This window comes from Lysinibacillus sp. C5.1 (assembly GCF_016350185.1).
Lineage (GTDB): Bacteria > Bacillota > Bacilli > Bacillales_A > Planococcaceae > Lysinibacillus > Lysinibacillus sphaericus.
In genome coordinates this window covers 1,332,050-1,354,517 of record NZ_CP066226.1, presented here as the reverse complement: position 1 = coordinate 1,354,517, position 22,468 = coordinate 1,332,050, and the positions used below count along the sequence as shown (strand labels likewise).

At 34.3% G+C, this 22,468-nt stretch carries 21 protein-coding genes and 1 riboswitch; of the genes, 1 reads left to right on the top strand and 20 read right to left on the bottom strand.

Going from position 1 to position 22,468, the window contains the following annotated elements; genetic code table 11:
• Positions 1-349 precede the first annotated feature (349 nt).
• From I5435_RS06210 to I5435_RS06175, 8 genes are all read right to left on the bottom strand, one after another.
• On the bottom strand, positions 350-619 hold the full coding sequence (locus I5435_RS06210) for a hypothetical protein (protein ID WP_337983408.1): 270 nt from the start codon (positions 617-619) through the stop codon (positions 350-352).
• A gap of 636 nt (positions 620-1,255) precedes the next feature.
• Positions 1,256-1,987 (bottom strand): LytR/AlgR family response regulator transcription factor, encoded by a 732-nt coding sequence (locus I5435_RS06205; protein ID WP_024361477.1) that lies wholly within the window; start codon positions 1,985-1,987, stop codon positions 1,256-1,258.
• Between the two features lie 4 nt (positions 1,988-1,991).
• On the bottom strand, positions 1,992-3,185 hold the full coding sequence (locus I5435_RS06200; RefSeq protein ID WP_337983407.1) for a GHKL domain-containing protein: 1,194 nt from the start codon (positions 3,183-3,185) through the stop codon (positions 1,992-1,994).
• Between the two features lie 109 nt (positions 3,186-3,294).
• Positions 3,295-3,435, bottom strand: coding sequence for a cyclic lactone autoinducer peptide (locus tag I5435_RS06195; protein ID WP_080653286.1), 141 nt, complete (start codon positions 3,433-3,435; stop codon positions 3,295-3,297).
• Positions 3,425-4,003, bottom strand: a complete 579-nt coding sequence (locus I5435_RS06190; RefSeq protein WP_108029609.1) for an accessory gene regulator ArgB-like protein — start codon at positions 4,001-4,003, stop codon at positions 3,425-3,427. Before I5435_RS06190 ends, I5435_RS06195 begins: the two co-directional genes overlap by 11 nt.
• A gap of 673 nt (positions 4,004-4,676) precedes the next feature.
• Positions 4,677-4,907, bottom strand: coding sequence for a hypothetical protein (locus I5435_RS23140; RefSeq protein ID WP_024361480.1), 231 nt, complete (start codon positions 4,905-4,907; stop codon positions 4,677-4,679).
• 66 nt (positions 4,908-4,973) lie between these two features.
• Entirely contained in the window at positions 4,974-7,175 is a 2,202-nt protein-coding gene (locus tag I5435_RS06180; protein WP_108029608.1) for a non-ribosomal peptide synthetase, read from the bottom strand.
• Positions 7,176-7,249: 74 nt separating this feature from the next.
• Complete coding sequence (locus tag I5435_RS06175) at positions 7,250-8,170, bottom strand: DMT family transporter (protein ID WP_108029607.1); 921 nt, start codon at positions 8,168-8,170, stop codon at positions 7,250-7,252.
• Positions 8,171-8,866: 696 nt separating this feature from the next.
• On the opposite strand from I5435_RS06175, the gene I5435_RS06170 reads away from it, so the two are divergent.
• A complete protein-coding gene (locus tag I5435_RS06170) occupies positions 8,867-9,454 on the top strand; it encodes a C39 family peptidase (RefSeq protein ID WP_108029606.1) in 588 nt (195 codons plus the stop codon).
• 340 nt (positions 9,455-9,794) lie between these two features.
• Here the strand turns inward: I5435_RS06170 and I5435_RS06165 are convergent, their stop codons facing one another.
• The 12 genes from I5435_RS06165 to I5435_RS06110 form a co-directional block, all read right to left on the bottom strand.
• Entirely contained in the window at positions 9,795-9,953 is a 159-nt protein-coding gene (locus I5435_RS06165) for a hypothetical protein (RefSeq protein ID WP_193768770.1), read from the bottom strand.
• A gap of 79 nt (positions 9,954-10,032) precedes the next feature.
• Positions 10,033-10,620, bottom strand: a complete 588-nt coding sequence (locus tag I5435_RS06160) for an ECF transporter S component (RefSeq protein ID WP_024361484.1) — start codon at positions 10,618-10,620, stop codon at positions 10,033-10,035.
• Between the two features lie 224 nt (positions 10,621-10,844).
• A riboswitch (FMN riboswitch) is annotated at positions 10,845-11,041 on the bottom strand.
• Positions 11,042-11,291: 250 nt separating this feature from the next.
• Complete coding sequence (locus tag I5435_RS06155; protein WP_337983406.1) at positions 11,292-12,578, bottom strand: RNA polymerase subunit sigma; 1,287 nt, start codon at positions 12,576-12,578, stop codon at positions 11,292-11,294.
• A complete protein-coding gene (gene sigX, locus I5435_RS06150) occupies positions 12,575-13,108 on the bottom strand; it encodes an RNA polymerase sigma factor SigX (protein ID WP_024361486.1) in 534 nt (177 codons plus the stop codon). Before sigX ends, I5435_RS06155 begins: the two co-directional genes overlap by 4 nt.
• 240 nt (positions 13,109-13,348) lie before the next feature.
• A complete protein-coding gene (locus I5435_RS06145) occupies positions 13,349-15,124 on the bottom strand; it encodes an ATP-binding protein (RefSeq protein ID WP_024361487.1) in 1,776 nt (591 codons plus the stop codon).
• Positions 15,117-15,833: a response regulator transcription factor gene (locus I5435_RS06140; protein ID WP_024361488.1), complete on the bottom strand. Its 717-nt coding sequence runs from the start codon at positions 15,831-15,833 to the stop codon at positions 15,117-15,119. The genes I5435_RS06145 and I5435_RS06140 overlap by 8 nt, the downstream gene beginning before the upstream one ends.
• 115 nt (positions 15,834-15,948) lie before the next feature.
• A complete protein-coding gene (ccsB, locus tag I5435_RS06135; protein WP_108029605.1) occupies positions 15,949-17,130 on the bottom strand; it encodes a c-type cytochrome biogenesis protein CcsB in 1,182 nt (393 codons plus the stop codon).
• A complete protein-coding gene (resB, locus tag I5435_RS06130) occupies positions 17,127-18,800 on the bottom strand; it encodes a cytochrome c biogenesis protein ResB (protein WP_025218908.1) in 1,674 nt (557 codons plus the stop codon). The genes ccsB and resB overlap by 4 nt, the downstream gene beginning before the upstream one ends.
• A 13-nt stretch (positions 18,801-18,813) precedes the next feature.
• Complete coding sequence (gene resA, locus I5435_RS06125; RefSeq protein ID WP_024361491.1) at positions 18,814-19,347, bottom strand: thiol-disulfide oxidoreductase ResA; 534 nt, start codon at positions 19,345-19,347, stop codon at positions 18,814-18,816.
• Positions 19,348-19,622: 275 nt separating this feature from the next.
• A complete protein-coding gene (locus I5435_RS06120; protein ID WP_025218907.1) occupies positions 19,623-20,354 on the bottom strand; it encodes a pseudouridine synthase in 732 nt (243 codons plus the stop codon).
• Positions 20,355-20,683: 329 nt separating this feature from the next.
• On the bottom strand, positions 20,684-21,265 hold the full coding sequence (locus I5435_RS06115; RefSeq protein WP_025218906.1) for a hypothetical protein: 582 nt from the start codon (positions 21,263-21,265) through the stop codon (positions 20,684-20,686).
• A 126-nt stretch (positions 21,266-21,391) separates the two neighbouring features.
• On the bottom strand, positions 21,392-22,462 hold the full coding sequence (locus I5435_RS06110; RefSeq protein WP_024361494.1) for a D-alanyl-D-alanine carboxypeptidase family protein: 1,071 nt from the start codon (positions 22,460-22,462) through the stop codon (positions 21,392-21,394).
• Positions 22,463-22,468 lie beyond the last annotated feature (6 nt).

Genomic DNA, 22,468 nt, shown 5'->3' with positions numbered 1-22,468 from the left:
GGAACTTGAAATCCTATTGCTACACTCTGCACTCAACCAGCTTAGGAAGCATCCATAGATACCATCAAAGAATGAATCAACTTTCACACTCACAGGAGGTTCACAGACGTTCCTACAACTCCATAGATAACTTTGTACTTTACATGATACAATTTAATACTGTTATAAATCTTATGCCGAGAATAATCTCAAATTAAAAAACGAGATAAACACTTAATTATCTCGCTTCTTTGCTTCCATTTGGCTTCATAGGAACGCTATCAAGCCATTCTGTAACCTTGAAATACCCCTCAGACATGCCCATTTTGAACACTCTGTTTTGTAGAAGAAAATTTCCTAATAACTAGTCCTATTCGCCATTAAAGAATCTTTCAAGTTCTGCTCTCTTTTCTTCCTCCGTCATATCTTCTATTGGCTTGTATTCTCCATCTACATTATAATCAGCAGGATTGTCGCTAGGACCATTTTCAGGGACATATTCACCGTTTGAATTGTAATCATTCGGATTCGTAGACGGAGCTAAAGGGTCATTTATTAGTTCATCTTCCGTATAAGGTGAACTCGTATTACCTGTGTCATTTGTATCTTCATAATGAATCAATATCACTTGAATCAACATCGCTTGAATCACTGCAAGCCGATAAAACTAGTAATACAAGCATGGAAAATAAGAGTACCAACCTTTTTCTTTTCAAAATTCACCAATCCTCCAATTTTGTAAATCATAGGGATTATATCATAAATGGTTCTTGTTATACTTACTATCTTTCAAGTATTTTCAGGACAACTGTACTTTCCATAAATTAAAAATATAATGGTTTATTAAAGGTGAGGAATCACATTTTATCAAAAGCAGACAAGTTTCTTAACATAGCATATCCCCCTTGAGTAGTAAGCTCTTTGGTTGACAGTGAAAAGTCTACATCAAATAATCCTGTCTTATTGGTCATAAAAAAAATCCTCCATACAATTGAATTGGAAGATAATTTCGGTACAATATTTACGTAATTTTCAAGGTAATAAAAAAGGGATTCTGAATCAGTGACCGAAGACCTAGTTTCTCTCAAATCCAATTGTATCAATGGTTTGCTACTGTTTTTTTAGACGTCCCCAGGAGGGGCAGCCTCTGTTTAGCCAACTTTTTTGGGCTTTAATTATCTGGTCTGTGCTACCTCGTCAATCGAGTGGCAGATAGGGCTTAAAGATGAACTGGCATTTAACGTAAATTATGCTAATAAAAACTGGATGAATTTATTTAATTAACACGTGTGATATTTTTTGTGTAACGAAATGAAACCAAACATTTATGTCCATTACTCATGGTAAGCATTCTTTCTTTAGGAGAAAACTCTATCATGTAATCTATATTTATTAAATAACTATTATGACAACGTCGGAATCTGCTATCTAATTTTTCATAGTCTTTGAGTTTCCCATAAAATTCGTATGTTCCATCTTTGGTATGTAATCTCAGCTTATGAGCCACTGTTGCTGTTTCTAAGTAATAAATATTTGCGTATTTAATATTTTTAATGTTTTCTCCAACCTTTATCTGTAACATATTAACTCTATCACTTTGTTGACCAATAGAAACATATCGTTGGTATGCAGTATTTAAAGCAAGTGTTAGGTTTTCTTGAAAAATTTCTTTATCAGGATCTTTTACAATATAATCCATCGCAGCAATTTTATATTTAAAAGTTAACCTTAGCTTATCAGCAAACATTGTAACAAAAATAATATTTGCTAATGAATCCTTTTCTCTAATTAAGCTTGCCAATTCTAATCCACACATAATGCCTTCTAAATCAATATCTAAAAAGTAACAATCGGCTGGATATTGATTTATATAACTTAATACTTCGGCACCACTTGAAGCACATAAAACAACCTCAGTGCCGGGTAAATGAAAGTTAGCATATTGAACAATCTCATTTAAAATAAATTGCCGTTGTGAAATGTCGTCTTCACATATAATAACTCTCAAAATATCACTTCCTATAGTTTAATTCTAATTCTTGAATAAATATTTGATTCTCAATTCGAGTATTTAATAGAACATTTGGATATTTTTTAATAATTTCAGTAACATTTGCAAGACCATTTCCACGATTATTTCCTTTTTTCGTTGAATAGTTTTTATTGAAAATTTGATTAATGTCTAGAGTATCTTCAAATGAGTTTTCGATTACAAAGAGTATTGATCCATTCGCTGTTTTTAATATAGCAAGATTTATTACTCCGTTCTTAGATTCTTCATTTGCTTCAATTGCGTTATCGATTAATATCCCTAAAATTCTCGAAAAATCAATTATATCGATAGGAATACTACTGATTTTTTGCGGGAGTTCAATATGAAATTTTATATTTTTTTCTAGTATTAATAATAATTTTGTTAAAAGGAGACCCTTTAATTCAATAATAGCTAAGTTACTAATATTCTTCATAAATTGATTTTTTAATAAAGTATCGCTCTCTACTTTTAGGATTTTTTTGTTAAAGTAGGTTTTCAAACCTTCTATATCCCCTTGTGAAATATATCCATCCATAGTCAATAAAATATTCATATAATCATGCTGGAATTTTTGTATATCTTGATTAACAGCTTCTAAAGAAATTAAATATTGATTGTATTGAGACTGTTGCAGTTGCTTATATTTAAGAGCATTCTCTTTTTTTATAATTTTTATTAGAAACATAATTAATGTAGAGATTAGAACTAAATATACAAGCTGTATGGTTAAATTAATTTTAGTCAGCTGCATTTCTTCATATGTTGAAGGAATAAAAATATTTAAGTATAGTACAATGACAGTTACACTGAAAAGCAATACAAAGATTATTTTGGTTATTAAAGGAAAATCAATGATGCTAATATCTTTCTTCAATTTGTGTATAATGAGATTTAATAGGCTGAACAAAGATACATAAATTAAACTAAATAAAATGAGCTGAGAATTAGTCGATTTACTAGATTCTAACATAATTTGTGATAATGACTCAGACAGAATTCCAATAAAAATGATAGTAGTTAAATCAATACATATTTTTAAAAAATTGGATTTAAAGCTTAAAAAAATAAATATAGTTATAAAAAGAAAAGAAATCACTTTCCAAGACTCAACGTATAAAAATGCTGTTGCTGCTAATATCCAAATTAGTACAGTTGAACTTATAGTAACCAAATTAAATTTTAAATTCTGTAAGTAATATATAGAACCCGTTATAATAAAAAATTCAATAATTACTAATATTAAGAAATTACTTTCTATTTGAGTATCCTCCAATACTTAATTAAAATTTACTTTCTTTTTTTAAACTTTCTGGTATTTTTACTTCGTGAAAAACTAAGTTACATGCATATGTAGTCGCAGAAGTTGCGAATAAAATAACCAAGTTCGATACCTTATTTAATAATTGTTTTCTAATTTTCATAATTACTTCCTCCAAATATTTTTTGAATTAATACTGATATTGCTAATAAATTTATTGCATACAAAATAAATAATTGATAATCGCCTTTTAAAACGAAAATAATAGTCCATAGAATTGATAATCTAATGAACAATTGTTTTCTTAAATAGTTTCGGTGATTTTGATTAAAAACGGGTCTTTTTGTAGTTCCAACAGGAGCTATTAATAGTAAAAAAAGAGTCGATAATATACCAATTAAAAATATAAAATGGTCAGCATTTATATGGTTGCTATCGATTATGTATAAACCGATTGGCAAAGAAACTATACTTGCAACTAAGCAAATAATGCTACTTTGAAAATGAAAACCAAAAGATACTTGTCGTAATACAATAAATGTAATATGTGTTATTAGTGTGGCCATAAAGCAATTCAAAATGAATGCCACTATATAAATAAACAGTATTTTCCAAATATCATTTACAATTAGTTGTATACCGAATCTAATTTTCTCCTTTTCTATCTCATTGTGGTTTTCTTGAATCAGAGCCTTCGTAATGATATTTTCAAGCTTTAATAAAGCCTCCATATACTCCCCCCTCCTCTTTTTATATTACTAAATTATTTAATAATTTAGTATTGTAAATCTTAAGTGTTACAAAAAGCTTCTTAAATGTATTAAATTGGGTATTAATCGCTGTAATGTTTCTTTTTTGTTTATAAAAAAATAAGATTGTTAAAATATTCCACTTACCCTATATTAATTCTTAAATTTTCTTAATAGATTAGCTATAGAATCACTCCATTCATCAGATTTTAAAGGTGAAAATAAGTTAATCAACATATGTAATTATTCGTAAATATATTTGAGTATCAAAATTTCCAGTCATATAAGTGGTTATTCGTTTTTACACTTAGGTGTATACCCGAAATTTGTGATGGTTATTCTACCTAAGGTGACTTCCTAAAATGTCACATTCGCTAACTGTTAGACAGATTTGTGACATGATTTCCTGAAATTCGATCGTAACGAGGGAATATGGACTTCGATTATTGTGATTAATTGAATCGCTTAGAATGTCAATTTAAACATCTTTCACCAGTAAAACGTTGAAAAGTTCGTCAAAAATAATCGAAGCCCATTGTGGAGAAATTCTTGAAAGGGGTAAAGGACTTATCTTTTTTTGGAAAAACGTGCTCGCAAAAGCAGCAGATACAAATTAAATCGTGTACAAGGGTTAAAGGGCTTTTCTATTTGACGATTAGATTGAAATCGATAATCGTCCAGCCGAAAATGCAATTCGCCCAATCGTAATCGGTCGAAGAAAATTGGCTTTCTCTGTAAGTGAAGTTGGTGCGAAAGCCAATGCAATCTGTTTAAGATTACCAGAGACGGTCAAAGCAAATGGCATCAACTCGTCTTTGTCAAAAAACATCCCAGACACATGCACAAAATAGCCAGCTAGCCGAAAAAATTTCGGATAGCTGGCCATTCGTTGTGCTTGCCATAAAGGTGCGCTATTTTATATTTCTGACTTACTCTAGATAAATAAGTAAATTTAATTTAGAATAATAGCTAAATTATTTTTATCAATTTTTCCATTTATATTTATTGGTAATTTATCTAATACAACATAATAGGATGGTACCATAAAGTCTGGTAAAAATTTATATAAATATTCTTTCAAATCTGTAGCAGAAATAGTTTCATTTATTACTATATAAGCAGTTAAATATTTATTTTTATCTTTGTTTTCTCTAGCTATAACACACGCTTCTGTAACATTTGGATGCTCTAGAAGTTTTTCTTCCACTTCACCTGGTTCAGTTCTTCGTCCACAAATTTTTATTTGATTATCAATCCTACCTAAAAACTCAATATTCCCATCTGGTGACCACCTTGCTAAATCTCCAGAAATATACATTTTTTCATTCGGTATGAATGGATTTTTTAAAAAGCGCTCACTTGTTAAATCAGGGCGATTCAAATATCCGCGGGAAACACCAACACCTGAAATACACACTTCTCCTGGAACTCCAATAGGAACTGGTTTTCGATTTTTATCTAAAATATATACTTTATAGTTAGCGATAGGTTTACCGGTTGGAATGCCACTTTGTATTCTCTCACTTGTTACTTCATAATACGAGATACAAACAGTTGTCTCTGACGGACCATAAGTATTATATATCTTAACTTTATCAATTAAATTGTTTATATATTCTTTTCTTAGTACGTCTCCACCACTAATCATTGTGTGAACCGATTCTACAGGAGGATATTTGTTTAATTCATTCAATAATAAAGGGAATCCGCTAATCATGGTAACTTTATTATTTCTCATTACAATTAAAAGCTTTTCTATAGAGGCTACTTCATCTTTACATGCTATAACCAAAGTTCCGCCAGTTAGTAAAATAGGAAAAATTTCTTCTACAGAAATATCAAATGATACTGTTGATTGCTGCAACATAATATCATTTTCAGTTAATTTAAATTCATCTATAAAACTATGATAGTATCCTACAACATTTCTATGCTCAACAGTAACTCCTTTTGGTTGCCCTGTTGAACCAGAAGTATATAACGTATAGATTAGATTTTCTGCATTATGTAATCTATCTAAATTGTCAGTTGGATATTGATTTAAAGGATAATTATCTAGATATATTTTTTCACAAGGAAATGACAAATCTATATTTAAATGACTATGTGTTAATAGTAAATCAATTTCCGCTTGTTCATACATATAATTAATACGTTGTAATGGGTAAGCTGGATCGACAGGAAGATAAGCTCCGCCAGCTTTAAGAATCGCCAATATACCAATAATTAAATCTTCGGATCGATCTACTACTAATCCTACTAATTTTTCTGGTTTAACGCCTTTTTGACGTAGTAAAAAAGCTAATTGATTGGATTTCTTATTAAGTTCATCGTATGTAAAACTTTTATCCTTACAAATTAAAGCTACTTTATTGGGATTTTTTTTAACCTGCATTTCAAAAAAGTCATCGACAGTTTTAGTAATATCATAATTAATCGATTTATTATTAAATTCATACAATACTTGATTTTTTTCTTTTTTTGAAAGAATAGCAATATCCTCTAATTTAGTATGTGAATTTAAGGTAAGTTCAGATACTAAATTAAAAAAATGTTCTTTCAATTTCGATATTGCGTAATTATCAAATAAATTATCGTTGTAGGAAATACTACATTTTAACGAAAAATCTATTTCAAAACACATCTCAATCTCATTTTCTTCTAAATATTCTGACAAAACCGCTTTTGATTCACCACTCGAAAATATTGAACCAAATAAACCACTTTTTAAACCCAGTTGATTATAAGAAAAAATTTCTTCTTCTGTTACATTTTTGTATAATTTTATCAATTCTAATTCATTCTCAATTTGTCTAATATATTTTATAGATGTAATATCAAAATCAGTTTTAACACAAAACGGTAGCACTTTACCTTCTGTTGTACTTGTACCAAATACAACATAATCTGTATCATTATAGTTGTGAAGTAATAATCCCCAGGCTGAATATAAAATAGAATTTACATTGACATTATAAGTATCAGCAAATTGTGAAAGTGATTGCATAATTTTTTTATCTAAAAAAAATGTATCGTTTACTAACTTAAATCCATTATTTTTAAAAGTACCTAAAGTTACTTTTGATTTAAGTTCAAATTCTTTTAAAGCAGCACTCCAATAACTTTCCTTTGTATCTAACTCTAATGTGTTCATTTATATCTCTCCTTTTAATCATGGGTTTTGTATCATCATCACTAAAAGATGATGGAGTTGCAGTCGCTTTTGATTTATATATGTTCGTTTTGAATTAGGGTCCGATTTATTGCTGGTTTTTTTATGCTCTTATTTTGAGAATAAACTAAAACGACTAAACTAATTAAAACGAACATTCCTCCAGTAAGTTGTGAAAATTGTAATCGTTCATTTAAAAAAACAAGAGCAAATAAAGTAGTAAATACAGGTTCTACCATGCTAATCATCGAAACGTTAGAAGAACTCAACAATTCCAGCGACTTAAAAAATGTAATTTCAGCAAAAATAGTTGAAAAAATCACAATACTAACAATGTGTATCCATGCTTGGTTATTAAAATTTAAAGAGATATCTTGCTTCACTACACCAATTATGAAAACGCCAAAAGTTGCAAATAGTGCTGTATAGGCACTTATTATTACTGGTGAATTATTAATAGTTACTCTTTTCCCCACAATCATATATATTGCAAAGATCAAAGCTGCAAGAAGGGATAAGACTATTCCATAGACATTCATTTTATCTAATGAAACTCCAAGTAAATAAATCATGCTAATGAAAGTTGCTACTAAAGCTAGTATTGATCCTATACTTAATTTTTCTTTATATAAAAAATAAGAGATGATACAAACTAGTAAAGGAAAACAATATAAGAGCAAGACTGCCATAGATGATGATATATATTTTAATGATTCAAAATGGAAAATAGATAAAAGTGTGAATAGTATACCACCTAGTATAAAAAGATTTTTCACCTCATGTTTACCAATTCTTATATTTGTACCTTTCACAAGGAAGAAAAGGAAAAAGATGATAGAACTTAATCCGAATCTTAAAAAAAGTAAAGTATACACTGTCACACCATATTCATAGGCTTTAACTGTAAAAATTGGCATAATCCCATATCCTATGCTCGAAAGAACTGCATAAATAGCTCCCTTGATAAAATTATTCATAAATCTCCTCCTTTCACTTCACTTACAATAAAATTTAATGGCATTTTTACTATATAGTTATTCCCTTTTAAAACAATTACTACCACATTTCATTTAGAATTTATTATATCTAAATTTTGAAAACGAGTTCTTTAAATTTCGTAACAAATCGCATCTTAATTATTCTATTCAAGAATGTAAAAATTTGTATGAAATATCAGTACTGATAAAAAGATTATAGTATAAAAGTAAATTTAAATAGATACATTTCCTAACATATAACGTTTTAGTCTTTAGCGTCGAATTTAAGCGAACATTATAATTAAACAGAAGAAATGTAACACAAAGTTATGACATTAACTTCATATACAAGTGTTGATTTACTATGATGTCTAGAATCTTATGGCATCACACCTTCATACGCTCATTAACAGTTTTCTAGGAGTGTTTTTTGTTTTATTCTTAATTGAAGATTTATCCTTGAAAACCATTTCCAGATGGAGTTTTTCGTATAAACTTAACCATAATTTTGGTCCTTTATTAGTGGATTTGGACAGGTTACCACCTGATTTTATCCATTATAAAGGACCTTTTTTATACATAATAAAATGATTGAATATTTTTTTTCTTTAAAGTATAGTTAATTTAATGTAACGCTAGTAATATCTTTTAATTTATTTGAGATATAACAAGAAAATTATTGGACGTGAATAAAATATGGAACTAAACATACAATCACATAATAACGATTGTGAAAATAATTTAATGAATTATTCTCTTTATATACCTCGTTATAGTCAAAAGTTTTGTATGAATGACTGGCCAAAGGGATTACTTATTGAAGAAAGAAGTCATGACTATTGGAGCGATAGATGTTGTGGGTTGGCGTGTTTACGAATGGTTATATCTCATTATAAAATACCTATACCAACCCAATTAGAATTACTTAAAGAAGGTTTAAAAAGAAAGTATTATATTTCGAAGGGATGGTTACACCAAGGTTTAGCCGATTTAGGAGAAATGTATGGGGTGAAGGGTAAGCCTATAGTTGTTAAAAGCGGTAAACAACTTGAAAACTTGCTTGTAACAAAGGGCCCAGTAATATGTTCTATTGCTCCAAAGTTCCCTAAAAACGGAAGCAAAGGGGGACATTTGGTAGTAGTATGTGGTCGAATTCATACCTCTAAAGGAAGACTAATTTGTTTTAGAGATCCCTCTCTTTGGGGAGAAACAAATAGTATAGTATTTGAAGACAGGTTCTTTAGCAGTTTTAGTGGTAGAGCAATTGTTTTTTCTTTGGATTAATAGAAGATATGATATTTTCATTAGAACTGTACGCCTGTAATCGAATAAAGCATATAACTGACCTGGTACCTCCGAGATGCGAATAAAGTAGTATACTTATTTAAAAGAAATCTCCCACGAAAATCAAAGGTATTGTCGAAATTTGCGGGAGATTGAACAAATTTATTATCTAAACTTGACTAATTTAAGTAGCAATTCGCTTCAAGTTATTGCGTTGACAATTATCCCAATAACAGCTTCAATACCTAAACCAATGGTAAATATCATACATTTTTTCATTCCCCTCATAATTTTTTTGTTATTTTAACCTAATGACCTTGGATAATAACTTTTACTTCCCTCATACTAAATTCACCTGTAAAAAGTCAATATGGTTTGCTGGTACTTTCTTTCGATATTCTTCCATGTGAGTCGATATTGCATAACCTTTTAATGTATTTCTACTTAAATTTTGTAGTTCTTTTTTGGAAAGTAAATCTGAAATTGCAAATTTAAGCAACAAAAAAACACCTCCTAGACATAACAGTCTAATAAGGTGTCATTACTTGAACACTATCCTAAATCATACTTTTTTACGCTTATTTCGATAAATACATTGTGCGTTGTTGGTTGATCCATTTGCGCATCGTTGTGAATAACAATGCCATAATCGCCGTTAATAACACACCTTTCACGATATTAAATGGTAAAATGCCTGCAACAATCATTGTGTATAATGAATCACCAACGACTGGCTCCATACCTAAGAAATAAGTGTACATCGGTAAAAATACTGCGATATTTAACAAGCTCATGCCAACCGCCATCACAATCGTTCCTGTTGCTAATCCTCCAACAAGACCTCCAATCGTTTTAAAACGGTTAAAAATAAATGATACTGGCAAAATAAATAATATGCCTGTTACAAAGTTTGCAATATGACCAACTGGCACTCCCGTTGGCGTACCAGAGAAAATCCAATCTAAAACATTTTTAAATAGCTCTACTAAAATACCTGCTACTGGGCCCATCGTGATGGCTGCAAGTAAGGCAGGCATATCACTGAAATCCACTTCCAAAAAGGCTGGGAACGGTGGAATCGGGAAATTAAATAACATTAATAAAAACGAAATACTACTCAGCATACCAATCGTAATAAACGATTGCAGTTTGACATTTTTCTTCATTGAAAACTCTCTCCTCTTTGCTGATTCAATCTTGCAAGAAGAAAGGTTACGACGTAATCGATTGTTTTTCACGAAAAAACCCTTATGCAAATCAGCATAAGGGAGAAAAGGCATGAGTAAATAACGCCATTACTAGCTATTTTTTGTGCATAGCGTGCATTTAAAGACACACTAAAAAAACGTTCGCACATAGCTTAATTCGTAACAACGAATGACGATCGTACCTCCATCTTCTCCCATCCAGACTATACTGTCGGCCTTGGAATTACACCAAGTCAGCCATGCAAAAAAATCTTTGCACAGGTCGCGGGCTGAAGAGCCATCTAGTAAATCATGCGAGCTACTGTAGCTTACTACTACACTAGCGATTTACAACTCTATTACCGCCGGTCGGGATTTTCACCCTGCCCCGAAGATGAATCAATATTATTTTATAAACTAACTATAATGTTTTATCACATAAAAGTAAATACTTCTGCTTAAAATAATCCGATTAAATTTGTATGGTTTAATAAATCAAGCACTTTGTGAGAAATAATGGAGTAGCTTATCCGCGGAACAAAGTCACTTACCCGCGATTTATTATCATTTACCCGCGAATCAAGGTGCTTTACCCGCGGTATTTCCATTAAAAAAAACAGCTATCTACTATCTGATAGCTGTTTTCTATATTATGGCATCATTTGTTTATTGGCACCTACAGGCATGGGTAAAAACTTTGTTAAATCAAAGCCTTCCCAACTTTCCTGGACAATGTTATCTAAACGTATCTTTTTATCAAAGCTTGACGCAGTCAACATCATCGCCTCGATTAATTGTGTTGCTCGTACGGCATCCATTGTCGTTAAATCAAGTGGTGCGTCAAATGTGACCACAACCCCATCTTCTTCTTCTTTTACAGTGTATGTGACATTTTCCGGAACAACTGGCACATAAACATCATCCTTTTTGTCTCGCATCGCCAGTAGAGCCTCTGTCACAGTAGGATACGTTTGATGGAAATCAGGCGATAAATATTCAGTCCCGTTTCCCTCTGTATATAAATAATAATTGTAATGATTATCTTTTGTTAGCGCTATAGGCTCACTCGGCTCTTCTGCTTGCGAAAACTCGTAATCAGAACCATCTGCCTGTTTAATGGCAATGGCTTTATATTCGGACTCGGAAAAAGTATCTTTTAACGAGTTTAAATATTTCGTGACAGAAGCCGAAGCTACATCATAATCATTTTCTTCTGGTAATACGTGCACAAGCGTTTTACCTTCTTCTTTTAACTCACCTTTGTACGGATGATAGTCTGTTAAACCCATTGCTTCTTCATCAATTTGAGGTGCGTATTTTTCATACATTTGTAAAGTTGTTGGCTTCTTCTTCCCAAAATCAGCAATTATTTTTTTGTTCGGAATAATATAGGTCATTGGTATGCTATCAGCCTTACCACCAGGTAATCCAATTCTGAAAACGACTGCATCGACTAAATCATCTTCGTAAACAGATGTCCGCAACGATAGGATACGAGCATGCTCAGCACCAATATTCGCTTTCATTACACTATCTGCATCTGCATTTTCACTTTCTGTGACCGACCGATCCTCCTGCACAGAAGAATAATTTTCGATTGGGGCGTTTGCTTCATCCTTTACGGAAGAATTGTTCGATACATAGATGTACCCTGCTAGTGATAGGACAAAAATTGCAGCAACACTACTTAAAATAGGCCACCTACTCTTGCGTCGTTTTATAGGTTTAGTATTTTCTTGAGCAGGCAATGATTGCGCTTGTTGTTCTTTTGCCTCAGCTACTGGTTGTATCGCCTCTTGAAGATGTATGTTGTCTTGTAAACGTGCATCAGCAAGCAATCTTTTTAACACTTCGTCTTTCGAGCGGTGGTCAGTAAGCTTCGGGGCATTGTTCAACATTTGTTCAAGTTGTTCATCGTCAAATTGTTTATGCGTCATTGCCTTTTCGCCTCCTGTTCCCTAACCTGTTGTAGATGTTGCCTTAAAAACTTAATGGCTCGATGTTGCGTCGTTTTAACCTTTGCCTCTGTCCAATCAAGTATTTGCGCAGTTTCAGTAATCGACAAATCTTGGAAATAGCGCATAATAATAACCATTTTTTGATCCCCTGTACAATTTTCAAGTGCAAACTCTATCTGCTTTAATTCATCACTGGCCTGTAGCACATCTTCCGGTGATGGTGTGGTTGAATGTAATTGTTCCGTTTCCCAGTCAAAAAAATCGAGTGAATGTTTTTGGCGCACAGCCTGCTTTCGAAAATGATCAATTGCGACATTTTTAGCAATAGCAAAAAGCCAAGTTTTTTCACTGCTATTCCCTGCAAATTGTTCATAAGATCGCAGCACACGGACATAAACCTCATGTGCAAGGTCCTCAGCAAGTGTGCGATTTTTTACTAGATAAATAAGAAACTGGAACACGTCTTGATGGTATGCATCGTATAGTCGATGGAACACGGAGTCATTCAAAGCACTCCACCCCCGTTCTCATAGTATTTGTCGTCTAACACTCGCACAAGTTACATTTAAATAATATTTTGGTCTTAATTTTGCTATGTGTCTAAACCCGAGCACAAGCCGACGTATAGCCCCTAACAGGTATTGGTATTGTTGCCAACTAGTTCAGCTAGTTCTAACTATACCAATGACCCGTGGAAGCATGAAAGAGCATTGTCAGATGGCATCAGCTACAAGGACTTCTTCATGAACTTATTCGAATGGTAAATAGAAAGTAAAAGTTGTGCCCTCTTTTAACACACTATCGACCATAATATTGCCAGAGTGTGCCTTGACAATATTTCGAGCAATTGCAAGCCCTAAACCCGTTCCGCCTTTAGAACGTGTCCGTGCTTTATCCGCTTTATAAAAACGTTCAAAGACATATGGTAAATCTTCCTGTGGAATCCCATGTCCTGTATCCTGAACAGATATTTTGGCAAAGGTTGGCTCTTGCTCTATCTTGACAATGACAGAACCTTCGTCTGTATGACGCAGTGCATTATCTACTAAATTTGTTAACACTTGTTCGATACGATCCTCATCCATACTGATGCGGGCATCATTATCAAACTCACTATTAAATAAAAGTTGCACGTGTTTTTCTTTTGCTACTTGAGCAAATTTTTGCGTAATACGTTCAAATGTCGAATTAATCGGTACTTCATCTTTGTACAGTGTCATATGTCCTGATTCCATTCGCGCTAAATCCAATAAATCGGTTACTAAACGTCCCATACGCTTCGATTCATCATAAATAATTTTCGTGATTTCATTACGTTCTTCTTGATCTTGAATAAAATCATCATCCATTAATGCCTCAGAATAGCCTTGTAGCATGGAAATCGGTGTACGTAGTTCATGTGATACATTGGCAATAAAATCAGAACGTAGCTTTTCTAAACGATGCTGCTCTGTCATATCACGGATTACAGCAACTGCTCCACGAATTAATTCCCCACTATAGAGCGGGCTAATCGTAAATGTATAATAATTTCCATCCATTTCTATTTCTTCTTCTAACTTATCTTCAAACATTAGTACATGATCGAGCATATGATAGAGTTCAGGTGGAATAGGCTTTGCGCTTTGCGAGCCTTTATTAACAAACCATTTTTGCATTAAACGTTCCGCTGGCGGGTTGCTCAGTAAAATTGTTCGATCACGGTTAAACGTTATAACGGCATCTGTCATGGATGTTAAAATATTGGACAATTGCTCATTTTCTTGATTAATTACTTCTAAGTTATGCTTTAGCTGACGCCCCATTTGATTGAACGCAACAGCTAGCTGGCCGATTTCATCATTTTGCGTTGTCGGCATTTTTGCCTCGAAATTCCCTTTTGCAATTTCAAAAGCTAGCTCACGCATTTTACGTAATGGGGATGTAATACGGGATGATAAGAAAAATGCAAAAAATGTCGTTAACACAAACGCAATAAATGCCGCTAAAAAGACAATTTTGGTCGTCTCTTTCGATGTTTTATGTAACGCATCTGGACTTTGATAAATAAATACAGCGCCATGCACTTCATTTTCCACATTTAGTGGAAACCCTAGCACGACATAGGATTCCATTTTTCCTTGATCTGTTGAAGATGGCATCATCATTTCCTTTATAATGGGTTCATCTGATTGGAAAATTTCATGGAAGGATTTATTCGCTAAAATTTCATCTTGAATTTCTTTCTTGTTGACCCCTTCTTGCAGCGCAAATGAGACTTCTAAATGATTTATGGCGATAAGTGCATTTGTACCCTCAGGTAAAATATCTGTCAGGAGTTGCGAAGTCGATTCTGCCGTCTCATTGTCATCCACTATACTCGCTATTGTTGCAGCCGTTTGACGCAGCGAAATCTCTGCTTGCTGCATATGATAGTTTTGAAGAAATTCGAGCATTAAAACCGTGAAAACAAATAATACAAATGAAACGAGAAGCAATATGGTTACCCATAGCTTCCCGACAACACTGTTCCATATTCTATTCATTGACAACCTCAAATTTGTAGCCAACGCCCCAAACAGTGACAATCATTTTCGCTGCGTTCTCTGATACACGATTCAGCTTCTCACGTAGACGCTTCACATGGGTATCGACTGTTCGTAGGTCTCCAAAGAAATCATAATGCCAAACCTCTTTTAGTAATTGTTCACGGTCAAATACTTTGTCTGGAGATTTTGCAAGGAAGTACAATAATTCATACTCTTTTGGTGTTAAATTCACTTCGATACCTTCCGCTGTTACACGGTGCGCATCATGGTCAATCATCAAATGTTGGAATACAACTAAATCTTTTGATGACGATGCATTTGTCGTAGGTGAAAATGCTTGTGAACGACGTAAAATAGCTTTTACGCGTAGAACCACCTCACGAGGGCTAAATGGCTTTACAATATAATCATCTGCTCCAAGCTCGAAGCCTTGTACACGGTTTGCTTCCTCGCCTTTTGCAGTTAATAAAATAATTGGCGTTGCAGCTCTTTCGCGAATTTCTGCACATACCTCAAGCCCATCTTTTTCAGGCATCATAATATCTAGTAAAATACAGTGGTACTCTTTTTCTAAAGATTTTTCGATCGCTTCTTCACCATTCTCTGCTTCGTCAACTTGATACCCTTCGCGCTCCAAATACATTTTTAATAAGCGTCGAATACGATCCTCGTCGTCTACTACTAATACTGAAATATTTTCTGACACTTTCACGATCCCTCTCTTCCGATCTTTCTCTACCCTTCTATTGTACATGGTACGCTACGACTTGAAAAGAAAAGAAAGCCCTTTCGCAGCAGCGAAAAGGCTTTTCGTTCCCCTGTTACGCGTAGGAGTGTAAACCTGCAAGAATTAAGTTAACGGCAATAAGGTTAAATAATATAATACCAAAGCCAATTAATGCTAACCAAGCAGATTTTTCACCTTCCCAGCCCTTAGATAAACGTAGATGTAGGAATGCTGCATAGAATAACCATGTAATCAGGGCCCATACTTCTTTCGGGTCCCAACCCCAGAAACGACTCCATGCAAGTTGTGCCCAAATCATCGCAAAAATGAGTGCACCTAAAGTAAATACTGGGAAACCAATAATAACAGAACGATAACCGACTTCATCCAGTAATTGTAGATTTACACGTTTAACAAGCGGTTGGAATATCGCGCTTATGCGACGACGTGCAATAAGGCGAATGAATAAGTATAGTAATGAGCCTATTAATAATGACCACACGACCGTTGTTAATTTTTTAGCATTAATCAGTGCAGGCATTTCTACTAATGGAGACATACCATGTTCCTCTACTACCTCATACTCATTCATCCCAAAAATAGGTGGCAAATTATAAGTAATTTGGCGAGACATACCTTCTTTATCGATATACGTGTATTTCGATTCATAATCCATCGCACTAAATGTAGATGACACAATAACAAAGCCAAGCACAACGACTAAGCAGTACATAACTGCTTCAAGCCAGAAACGTTGCTTTGAAGGTTTGTTTAGATCTACAACTTTTAATAAATAAATTAAACCTGCAACTGCACTAATCGCTAAAATCGATTGCCCCATTGCAGCCGTAATAACGTGAATTGTTAACCAATGACTTTGCAATGACGGTACTAATGGACTTACTTCTGTCGGGAACATCGATGCATAGGCAATGATTAATAACGCTACAGGTAACGCCACTAAACCAAGCGCTGTTAGGCGATAAATAAAGTAAATTAAAATAAATGCACCAACAATAAACATCCCGAAAGCAGTCGTAAATTCAAACATATTACTAACAGGTGCGTGACCTGTGTGAACCCAACGTGTAATAAAATAACCAATTTGCGAAAGGAAACCTATAATTGTTACGACAATTGCCATTTTACCCCATTTATCTGTGTTTTTGCCAGAAGCATTGGATTGTTTAATGGCGCCGCCAAATAGTAAAGTAGCTACTAGATAGGCTAAGAATGCAACAAATAATAGATTTCCACTTAAGTCAATCAAACTCATAAGGTGTTGTCACCTTCCTTTTTAGTATTGCCACGATTTGTGGACTCTTCGCCTTCTTCAGACGGCTCTAACTGATCCTTATATTGCGGTAGACCAGCAAATGCAGTCACGGCATCTAAATCTTTTTTCATGCTGAACATATTTTTATTGACATGAGCAGCCATCAGCACACGGCCATCAGGCTCTACTTGTAACCAAAGTCGACGGTGGTTCCAATATGAACCGATTGCAACGCCGATCATGAAAATAATACCACCAACAAATAAAATTGGGATTGTGCGGTCTTTACGTATTGTAAAACCAGACATATCGCGTGTTTCCACACTTTCAAACTTCATTTTGTACTGGTTTTCACCTAGTGGCTCTAATGTTTGTTTAATCGCAACGAAGCTAGTTTCACCCTCTGGTGTTTCTGGTGTTGTCATTTTAAATAGAAATGCTGGATTATTAGGAACTGACGTCGCTGTTTGCGGTACACCATTTTCAAATCCAGAGAAGTCTGGTGTGTAAACAAGTAATTTAACAGATACACCATTTCCTAAATCGTATTCTTTTTTAGGGTTTGTTAAATCAATTCCTACTTTACCAAGTGATTGCTCCGTTGATTTATTTACTAATTGGAAATTCATTTGCTTCAATTCATTTAAGCGATAATCCATTTGATATAGTGCATAGCCTGCTTCTTTTAAAGGATGATTCACTCGAATTGAATAATCTCTCACCTTTTCTAGATTTTCCGTATCACCAGCAATAGCGTCTTCAGGTTGCTTATATAATGTAATATCCGTTTGGAAGTTTTTCGCAACGACGTTAACACCTTGCTTTAGCTGTTCACCTTGTGGTGTATTATCATGTGTTTCTAAAATAAAGTCTCGATTTTCAATAAAATAACCGTCCATGCCAGTAATTGCACGTGTTTCACCTTCACGTACCCATATCGATTCGTCGACATAGAAACCAGGAACTAAACGCAACATTACCCCAGTTAAAAAGATAATGAGGCCTACATGATTTATGTACGGACCGTAACGAGAGAAGCGGCCTTTTTCTGCTAACAAAGCACTGCCGTCTCGACGAACAATGTATTTCATCTCAGTCATTTTCTTTTCAACTTTACTAAGCGTCTCTTCAGGACTTGCTGTTACCTGTCCTTCTGCAACAATACGTTGGCGCTTTAAAAAACTTTCATGACGCTTAACACGTTGATTTTTCAATGATTTATAAAGTGGTATACCACGGTCAAGACTGGCAACAATAATGGATACCGCAAGCATTCCAACTAAAATTTGGAACCACCAAGAGCTATATAAATCAGACAGCCCTAATGTATAATAGATTTTCCCCACAAAACCATAAACATCCTCGTAATAGGCTCCCTTTTCCATGTCAGAAGCTTTTACGTAAAACTCTTGTGGTAGTAACGTTCCGATTGAAGCTGCTATTAATGTAATAATAATTAATGCTATCCCTACTTTAACACTTGAGAAAAAATTCCAAATTTTGTCGACAATTGATTTGTTGTACGTTTTTGAGCGAATAGCCGTACCATCATACCGCATGTCGACAACTTTATTTTGCTTTTCTTCTTCGGTTAAAGGACGACCGCATTTCTCACAGAGCTTCGTGCCAAACGGATTACTATGTCCACAAGCACAAATAATATTCTCCATCGTCTATTACCCCTCATTTTGGCTTTATTAATTCCATGTAAGAAGCGATTGTCGCCTCCGTCATTTCTCCAGTAGTAATCTTCACTACCTTACCGTCCGGATCAATTAAAACTGTTGCAGGTAAATTTCCAACATTGTAAGCAGTCATTACACTTTTTGTTTTGTCAATTACAACAGGAAATGTCAGGCCGTACTTATCAACAAAATTTTGTACTTCTAAATCCGTTTGTGCAATGTTGACAGCCAATGTCTGTACACCTAAATCCTTGAAAACTTGGTATTGGCTATTCATTGCAGGCATTTCCTTCTCACATGGTTTACACCAAGTTCCCCAGAAATTCAAAAATACCCCCTGTCCTCTATAATCAGACAGTTTGTGTTTCTCGCCATTTAAATCTACTAACGTGAAGTTCGGTGCTTCAGAGCCAACAGCTACTAACTCTACCTTTTCCTTTGTCGCTGTCCCGTATACGGTATACCCAATTGCGATCGCTAAGATGGCTAAAATAATAGTGCGGGTTACGAGACGTTTTTTCTTTTTCTCCAAGTTAATAAACCCCCTACTCAAATACGCCTCGAGGGTATTTGTCGATATTTCACTTCCACTTAAGAAATATCTGTTATCTCTCCCCCGAGACTTACTTTGTTTACGCGCCTGCTGGATAAAATTAAAACAGGTGTACTATTCTCACCTATTATAGCAAAATGATACAAATTCGCTTAGTTATTAATTATGAATGATTTATGAACGTTTTCACACGAGGAAAGTGAAAAACCCACCATACGTATAGCGGTATATACATTTTCCATGTTGTTATTCGTTTAGCCGATTTGCCCAGTTTCAGCTAACACGCGCAGTTGCTTGACTTCATGTTTCGACAATTCACGATATTCTCCTGGTGTTAGACCATATAAATCTAAAAATGCAAAACGTTCACGCTTTAGTTTGACAACCGGTGTACCGATTGCCTCAAACATACGACGTACTTGACGATTTCGCCCTTCATGAATTGTAATTTCACAAATCGCCTTGCCCGCCTGCTCATCAAAGGAAGTCATACTTACTTTTGCTGGTGCTGTTTTGCCATCTTCTAATTGAATACCACGTTGTAGCTTTTTTAAGCCCTCAATTGTTGGTATACCTTTAACACGTGCAATGTATGTTTTGTCAATTTTAAATTTTGGATGCGTTAACATATAGGAAAACTCTCCATCATTTGTCAGTAATAATAATCCAGATGTATCATAATCTAGACGACCAACAGGGAAAATACGTTGCGGAATATGTTTAAATAAATCTGTGACAGTTTTGCGTCCTTTATCATCCGTTACTGCCGAAATTGTTCCACGTGGTTTATATAGTAAGTAGTAAACTTTATCTTCTTTCTCAAGTTTTACACCTTCTACTTCAATTGTATCCGAGTTGGATACCTTCGTTCCAAGTTCACGTACAACAACGCCGTTTACCTTTACTTTACCTTCTACAATCAATTGCTCAGCTTTACGCCTTGAAGCGACACCTGCATATGCAATCACTTTTTGTAATCTTTCCATTGTTTCACCTCTAGTTAAAAATGTAACCTTTTGAAGGTTATTTTTCCCGTCAATCTGTGAAAATTATGTCATACTTTTGTGCAATATAAAAGAGAAACTCATTCCGCACTAGTAATACGATTATTCTAAATAGTGTATTATTTGCTAGTTTCTCATTTAATTGTCTTAGCACTACATAAAATAACCTAGCTATTTTTCGATTTATTTCTAATATAGACCAAACCACCAAATTTTAAAAAAAGGTGCCTGACACCCAAAAAATTCTGAACATTCATATTTGTTTCGGTGTCTGGCACCCTAAAAAAAGCTACCCTTTTAGGTAGCTTTTTTTATTGATATACATTTTCTATGGTAACGCCATTTTTACTTAATTCAAGATTGATAAATGGTTTTGCCTTTACTAACTTAGCTGTTAAAGATTGTTCAATTGTCGAGCCGTCATGCAACGTAAAAATCAACTTATCTGGTTTCGTCACACCATCTTTTTGCACGTTTGTTTGTTCTGCTTTAATGATTTCTTCCCAGCTTGTCAAATCTTCTTGCACACTAAAAAATGCATTCATATGGAGCCCTTTTTCATCCATTATTTGATAATGATTGATACATAAAAATAAAAATAAAAGGACGAGCAACCAAGATGTGCCGACAATCGCCCGTTGTATATTTCTACCCTTTTTTGTTTTTGGGACAATGATTATATTTACCAAAAGAACCGTCGCCATGCCAATTAAAGCAATCATTAATATAATATACGCTTTAAAAGTAGTCTCGAAAAGGTAATAGTCGTTAGGTCGATAAAGCAGCTCTTGAATGGGAAATAGCAAAATAAACGGAGCGATAAAACTTGATAAAAATAAAACAATAATGACTGCTATTTGATTGTGCTTTCGATTCACTTTAGTAGTAGCCATAATTGTCCCTCCTTGCCACCATGCTTTTACAATTCGACTAACATAATTTTACACTAATTACGATAAATATAAAATTCTTTTTTACATCTAGAATATATAGCATAAATAAAAATCAGCGCATCGCTTTTAACGATCCGCTGATTCTACTTTAACGGGTATAGCATAAATTCGCTCTTCCCCTAGAAAAATCGACAATACTGCTTCCTTTCTTTTTCTAGAAATTTGCAGTACTTGCCTTGCAATCTTTTTTTCCTCTTTATTTAATTGCAATTGAATTGGTTGCTCTAATCGGATAGCCAATTTATCATTGACATTATATTTTCCCTTTTTCACAACCGTCTCCATATTATAGTTTTGCCATACTTCATTCGCTAAGCCTCTGTGAACATTCCAATCATCCGATTCATTTAACGTCACAACTATACATGTTTGCCCGTCTTTTTGAAAAGCGGTTGCTAACGTTCGTCCTGCTACCTTTGTAAAACCAGTCTTTCCTGCAAAAGCTGTTCCCGTTGCCGATTTTAATGAGCTTACAGGTTGCTCCGTCTCATCATCTACTTCGACTGCGACACCCGAACCTTCCCGCAATAGACGATGCTTATTTTCCCATAGTATACCATTTACTGTATTGGCACGATAAAGGACGGTAGATGCAATTTTCTCAAAGGTTTTGTTTTGAAGTGCGATTCTTAGCATTTCAGCTGTATCTCTTGCAGAAGACAAATGCTCGTCGTGATGCAAACCTGACGGGTTCATAAAAACTGTATTGGTAAGTCCCGCAATCACAGCTCTTTCATTCATTAATTTGACAAAGCCTTCTACCGAACCGCCTGCATGCTCTGCTAATGCTGTCGCAGCATCATTACCTGACCGTAACATTAAACCATATAATAACGTTTCAACCGTCACCGTCTCGCCCGCTTGCAAATAAATAGAAGAGCCTTCAGCCATTGCAGCTTTAGGAGAAATAATGACTTCATCTTGAAGATCACTATTTTCAATCGCGACGAGAGCTGTCCAAATTTTTGTTAAGCTCGCAATGGGGAGCCTCGCATCGCTATTAGAACCTGATAATACTCGACCTGTCTCACCGTCAAGCACGACATACCCACTTCCGCCTCTTGCTAAACCATTTTGTGGGATAGTTAAGATTCCCACAGCTATCATAAACACCATTAATCGTCGTAACCGTAGCAACAAGCC

Excerpts from the sequence above, each read along its gene's own strand:
- I5435_RS06210 (WP_337983408.1), bottom strand. The coding sequence starts at position 619 with ATGTTGATTCAAGTGATATTGATTCATTATGAAGATACAAATGACACA.
- I5435_RS06195 (WP_080653286.1), bottom strand. The coding sequence starts at position 3,435 with ATGAAAATTAGAAAACAATTATTAAATAAGGTATCGAACTTGGTTATT.
- I5435_RS06190 (WP_108029609.1), bottom strand. The coding sequence starts at position 4,003 with ATGGAGGCTTTATTAAAGCTTGAAAATATCATTACGAAGGCTCTGATT.
- I5435_RS23140 (WP_024361480.1), bottom strand. The coding sequence starts at position 4,907 with ATGGCCAGCTATCCGAAATTTTTTCGGCTAGCTGGCTATTTTGTGCAT.
- I5435_RS06180 (WP_108029608.1), bottom strand. The coding sequence starts at position 7,175 with ATGAACACATTAGAGTTAGATACAAAGGAAAGTTATTGGAGTGCTGCT.
- I5435_RS06175 (WP_108029607.1), bottom strand. The coding sequence starts at position 8,170 with ATGAATAATTTTATCAAGGGAGCTATTTATGCAGTTCTTTCGAGCATA.
- I5435_RS06170 (WP_108029606.1), top strand. The coding sequence starts at position 8,867 with ATGGAACTAAACATACAATCACATAATAACGATTGTGAAAATAATTTA.
- I5435_RS06160 (WP_024361484.1), bottom strand. The coding sequence starts at position 10,620 with ATGAAGAAAAATGTCAAACTGCAATCGTTTATTACGATTGGTATGCTG.
- I5435_RS06155 (WP_337983406.1), bottom strand. The coding sequence starts at position 12,578 with ATGACGCATAAACAATTTGACGATGAACAACTTGAACAAATGTTGAAC.
- I5435_RS06145 (WP_024361487.1), bottom strand. The coding sequence starts at position 15,124 with ATGAATAGAATATGGAACAGTGTTGTCGGGAAGCTATGGGTAACCATA.
- ccsB (WP_108029605.1), bottom strand. The coding sequence starts at position 17,130 with ATGAGTTTGATTGACTTAAGTGGAAATCTATTATTTGTTGCATTCTTA.
- resB (WP_025218908.1), bottom strand. The coding sequence starts at position 18,800 with ATGGAGAATATTATTTGTGCTTGTGGACATAGTAATCCGTTTGGCACG.
- I5435_RS06120 (WP_025218907.1), bottom strand. The coding sequence starts at position 20,354 with ATGGAAAGATTACAAAAAGTGATTGCATATGCAGGTGTCGCTTCAAGG.
- I5435_RS06115 (WP_025218906.1), bottom strand. The coding sequence starts at position 21,265 with ATGGCTACTACTAAAGTGAATCGAAAGCACAATCAAATAGCAGTCATT.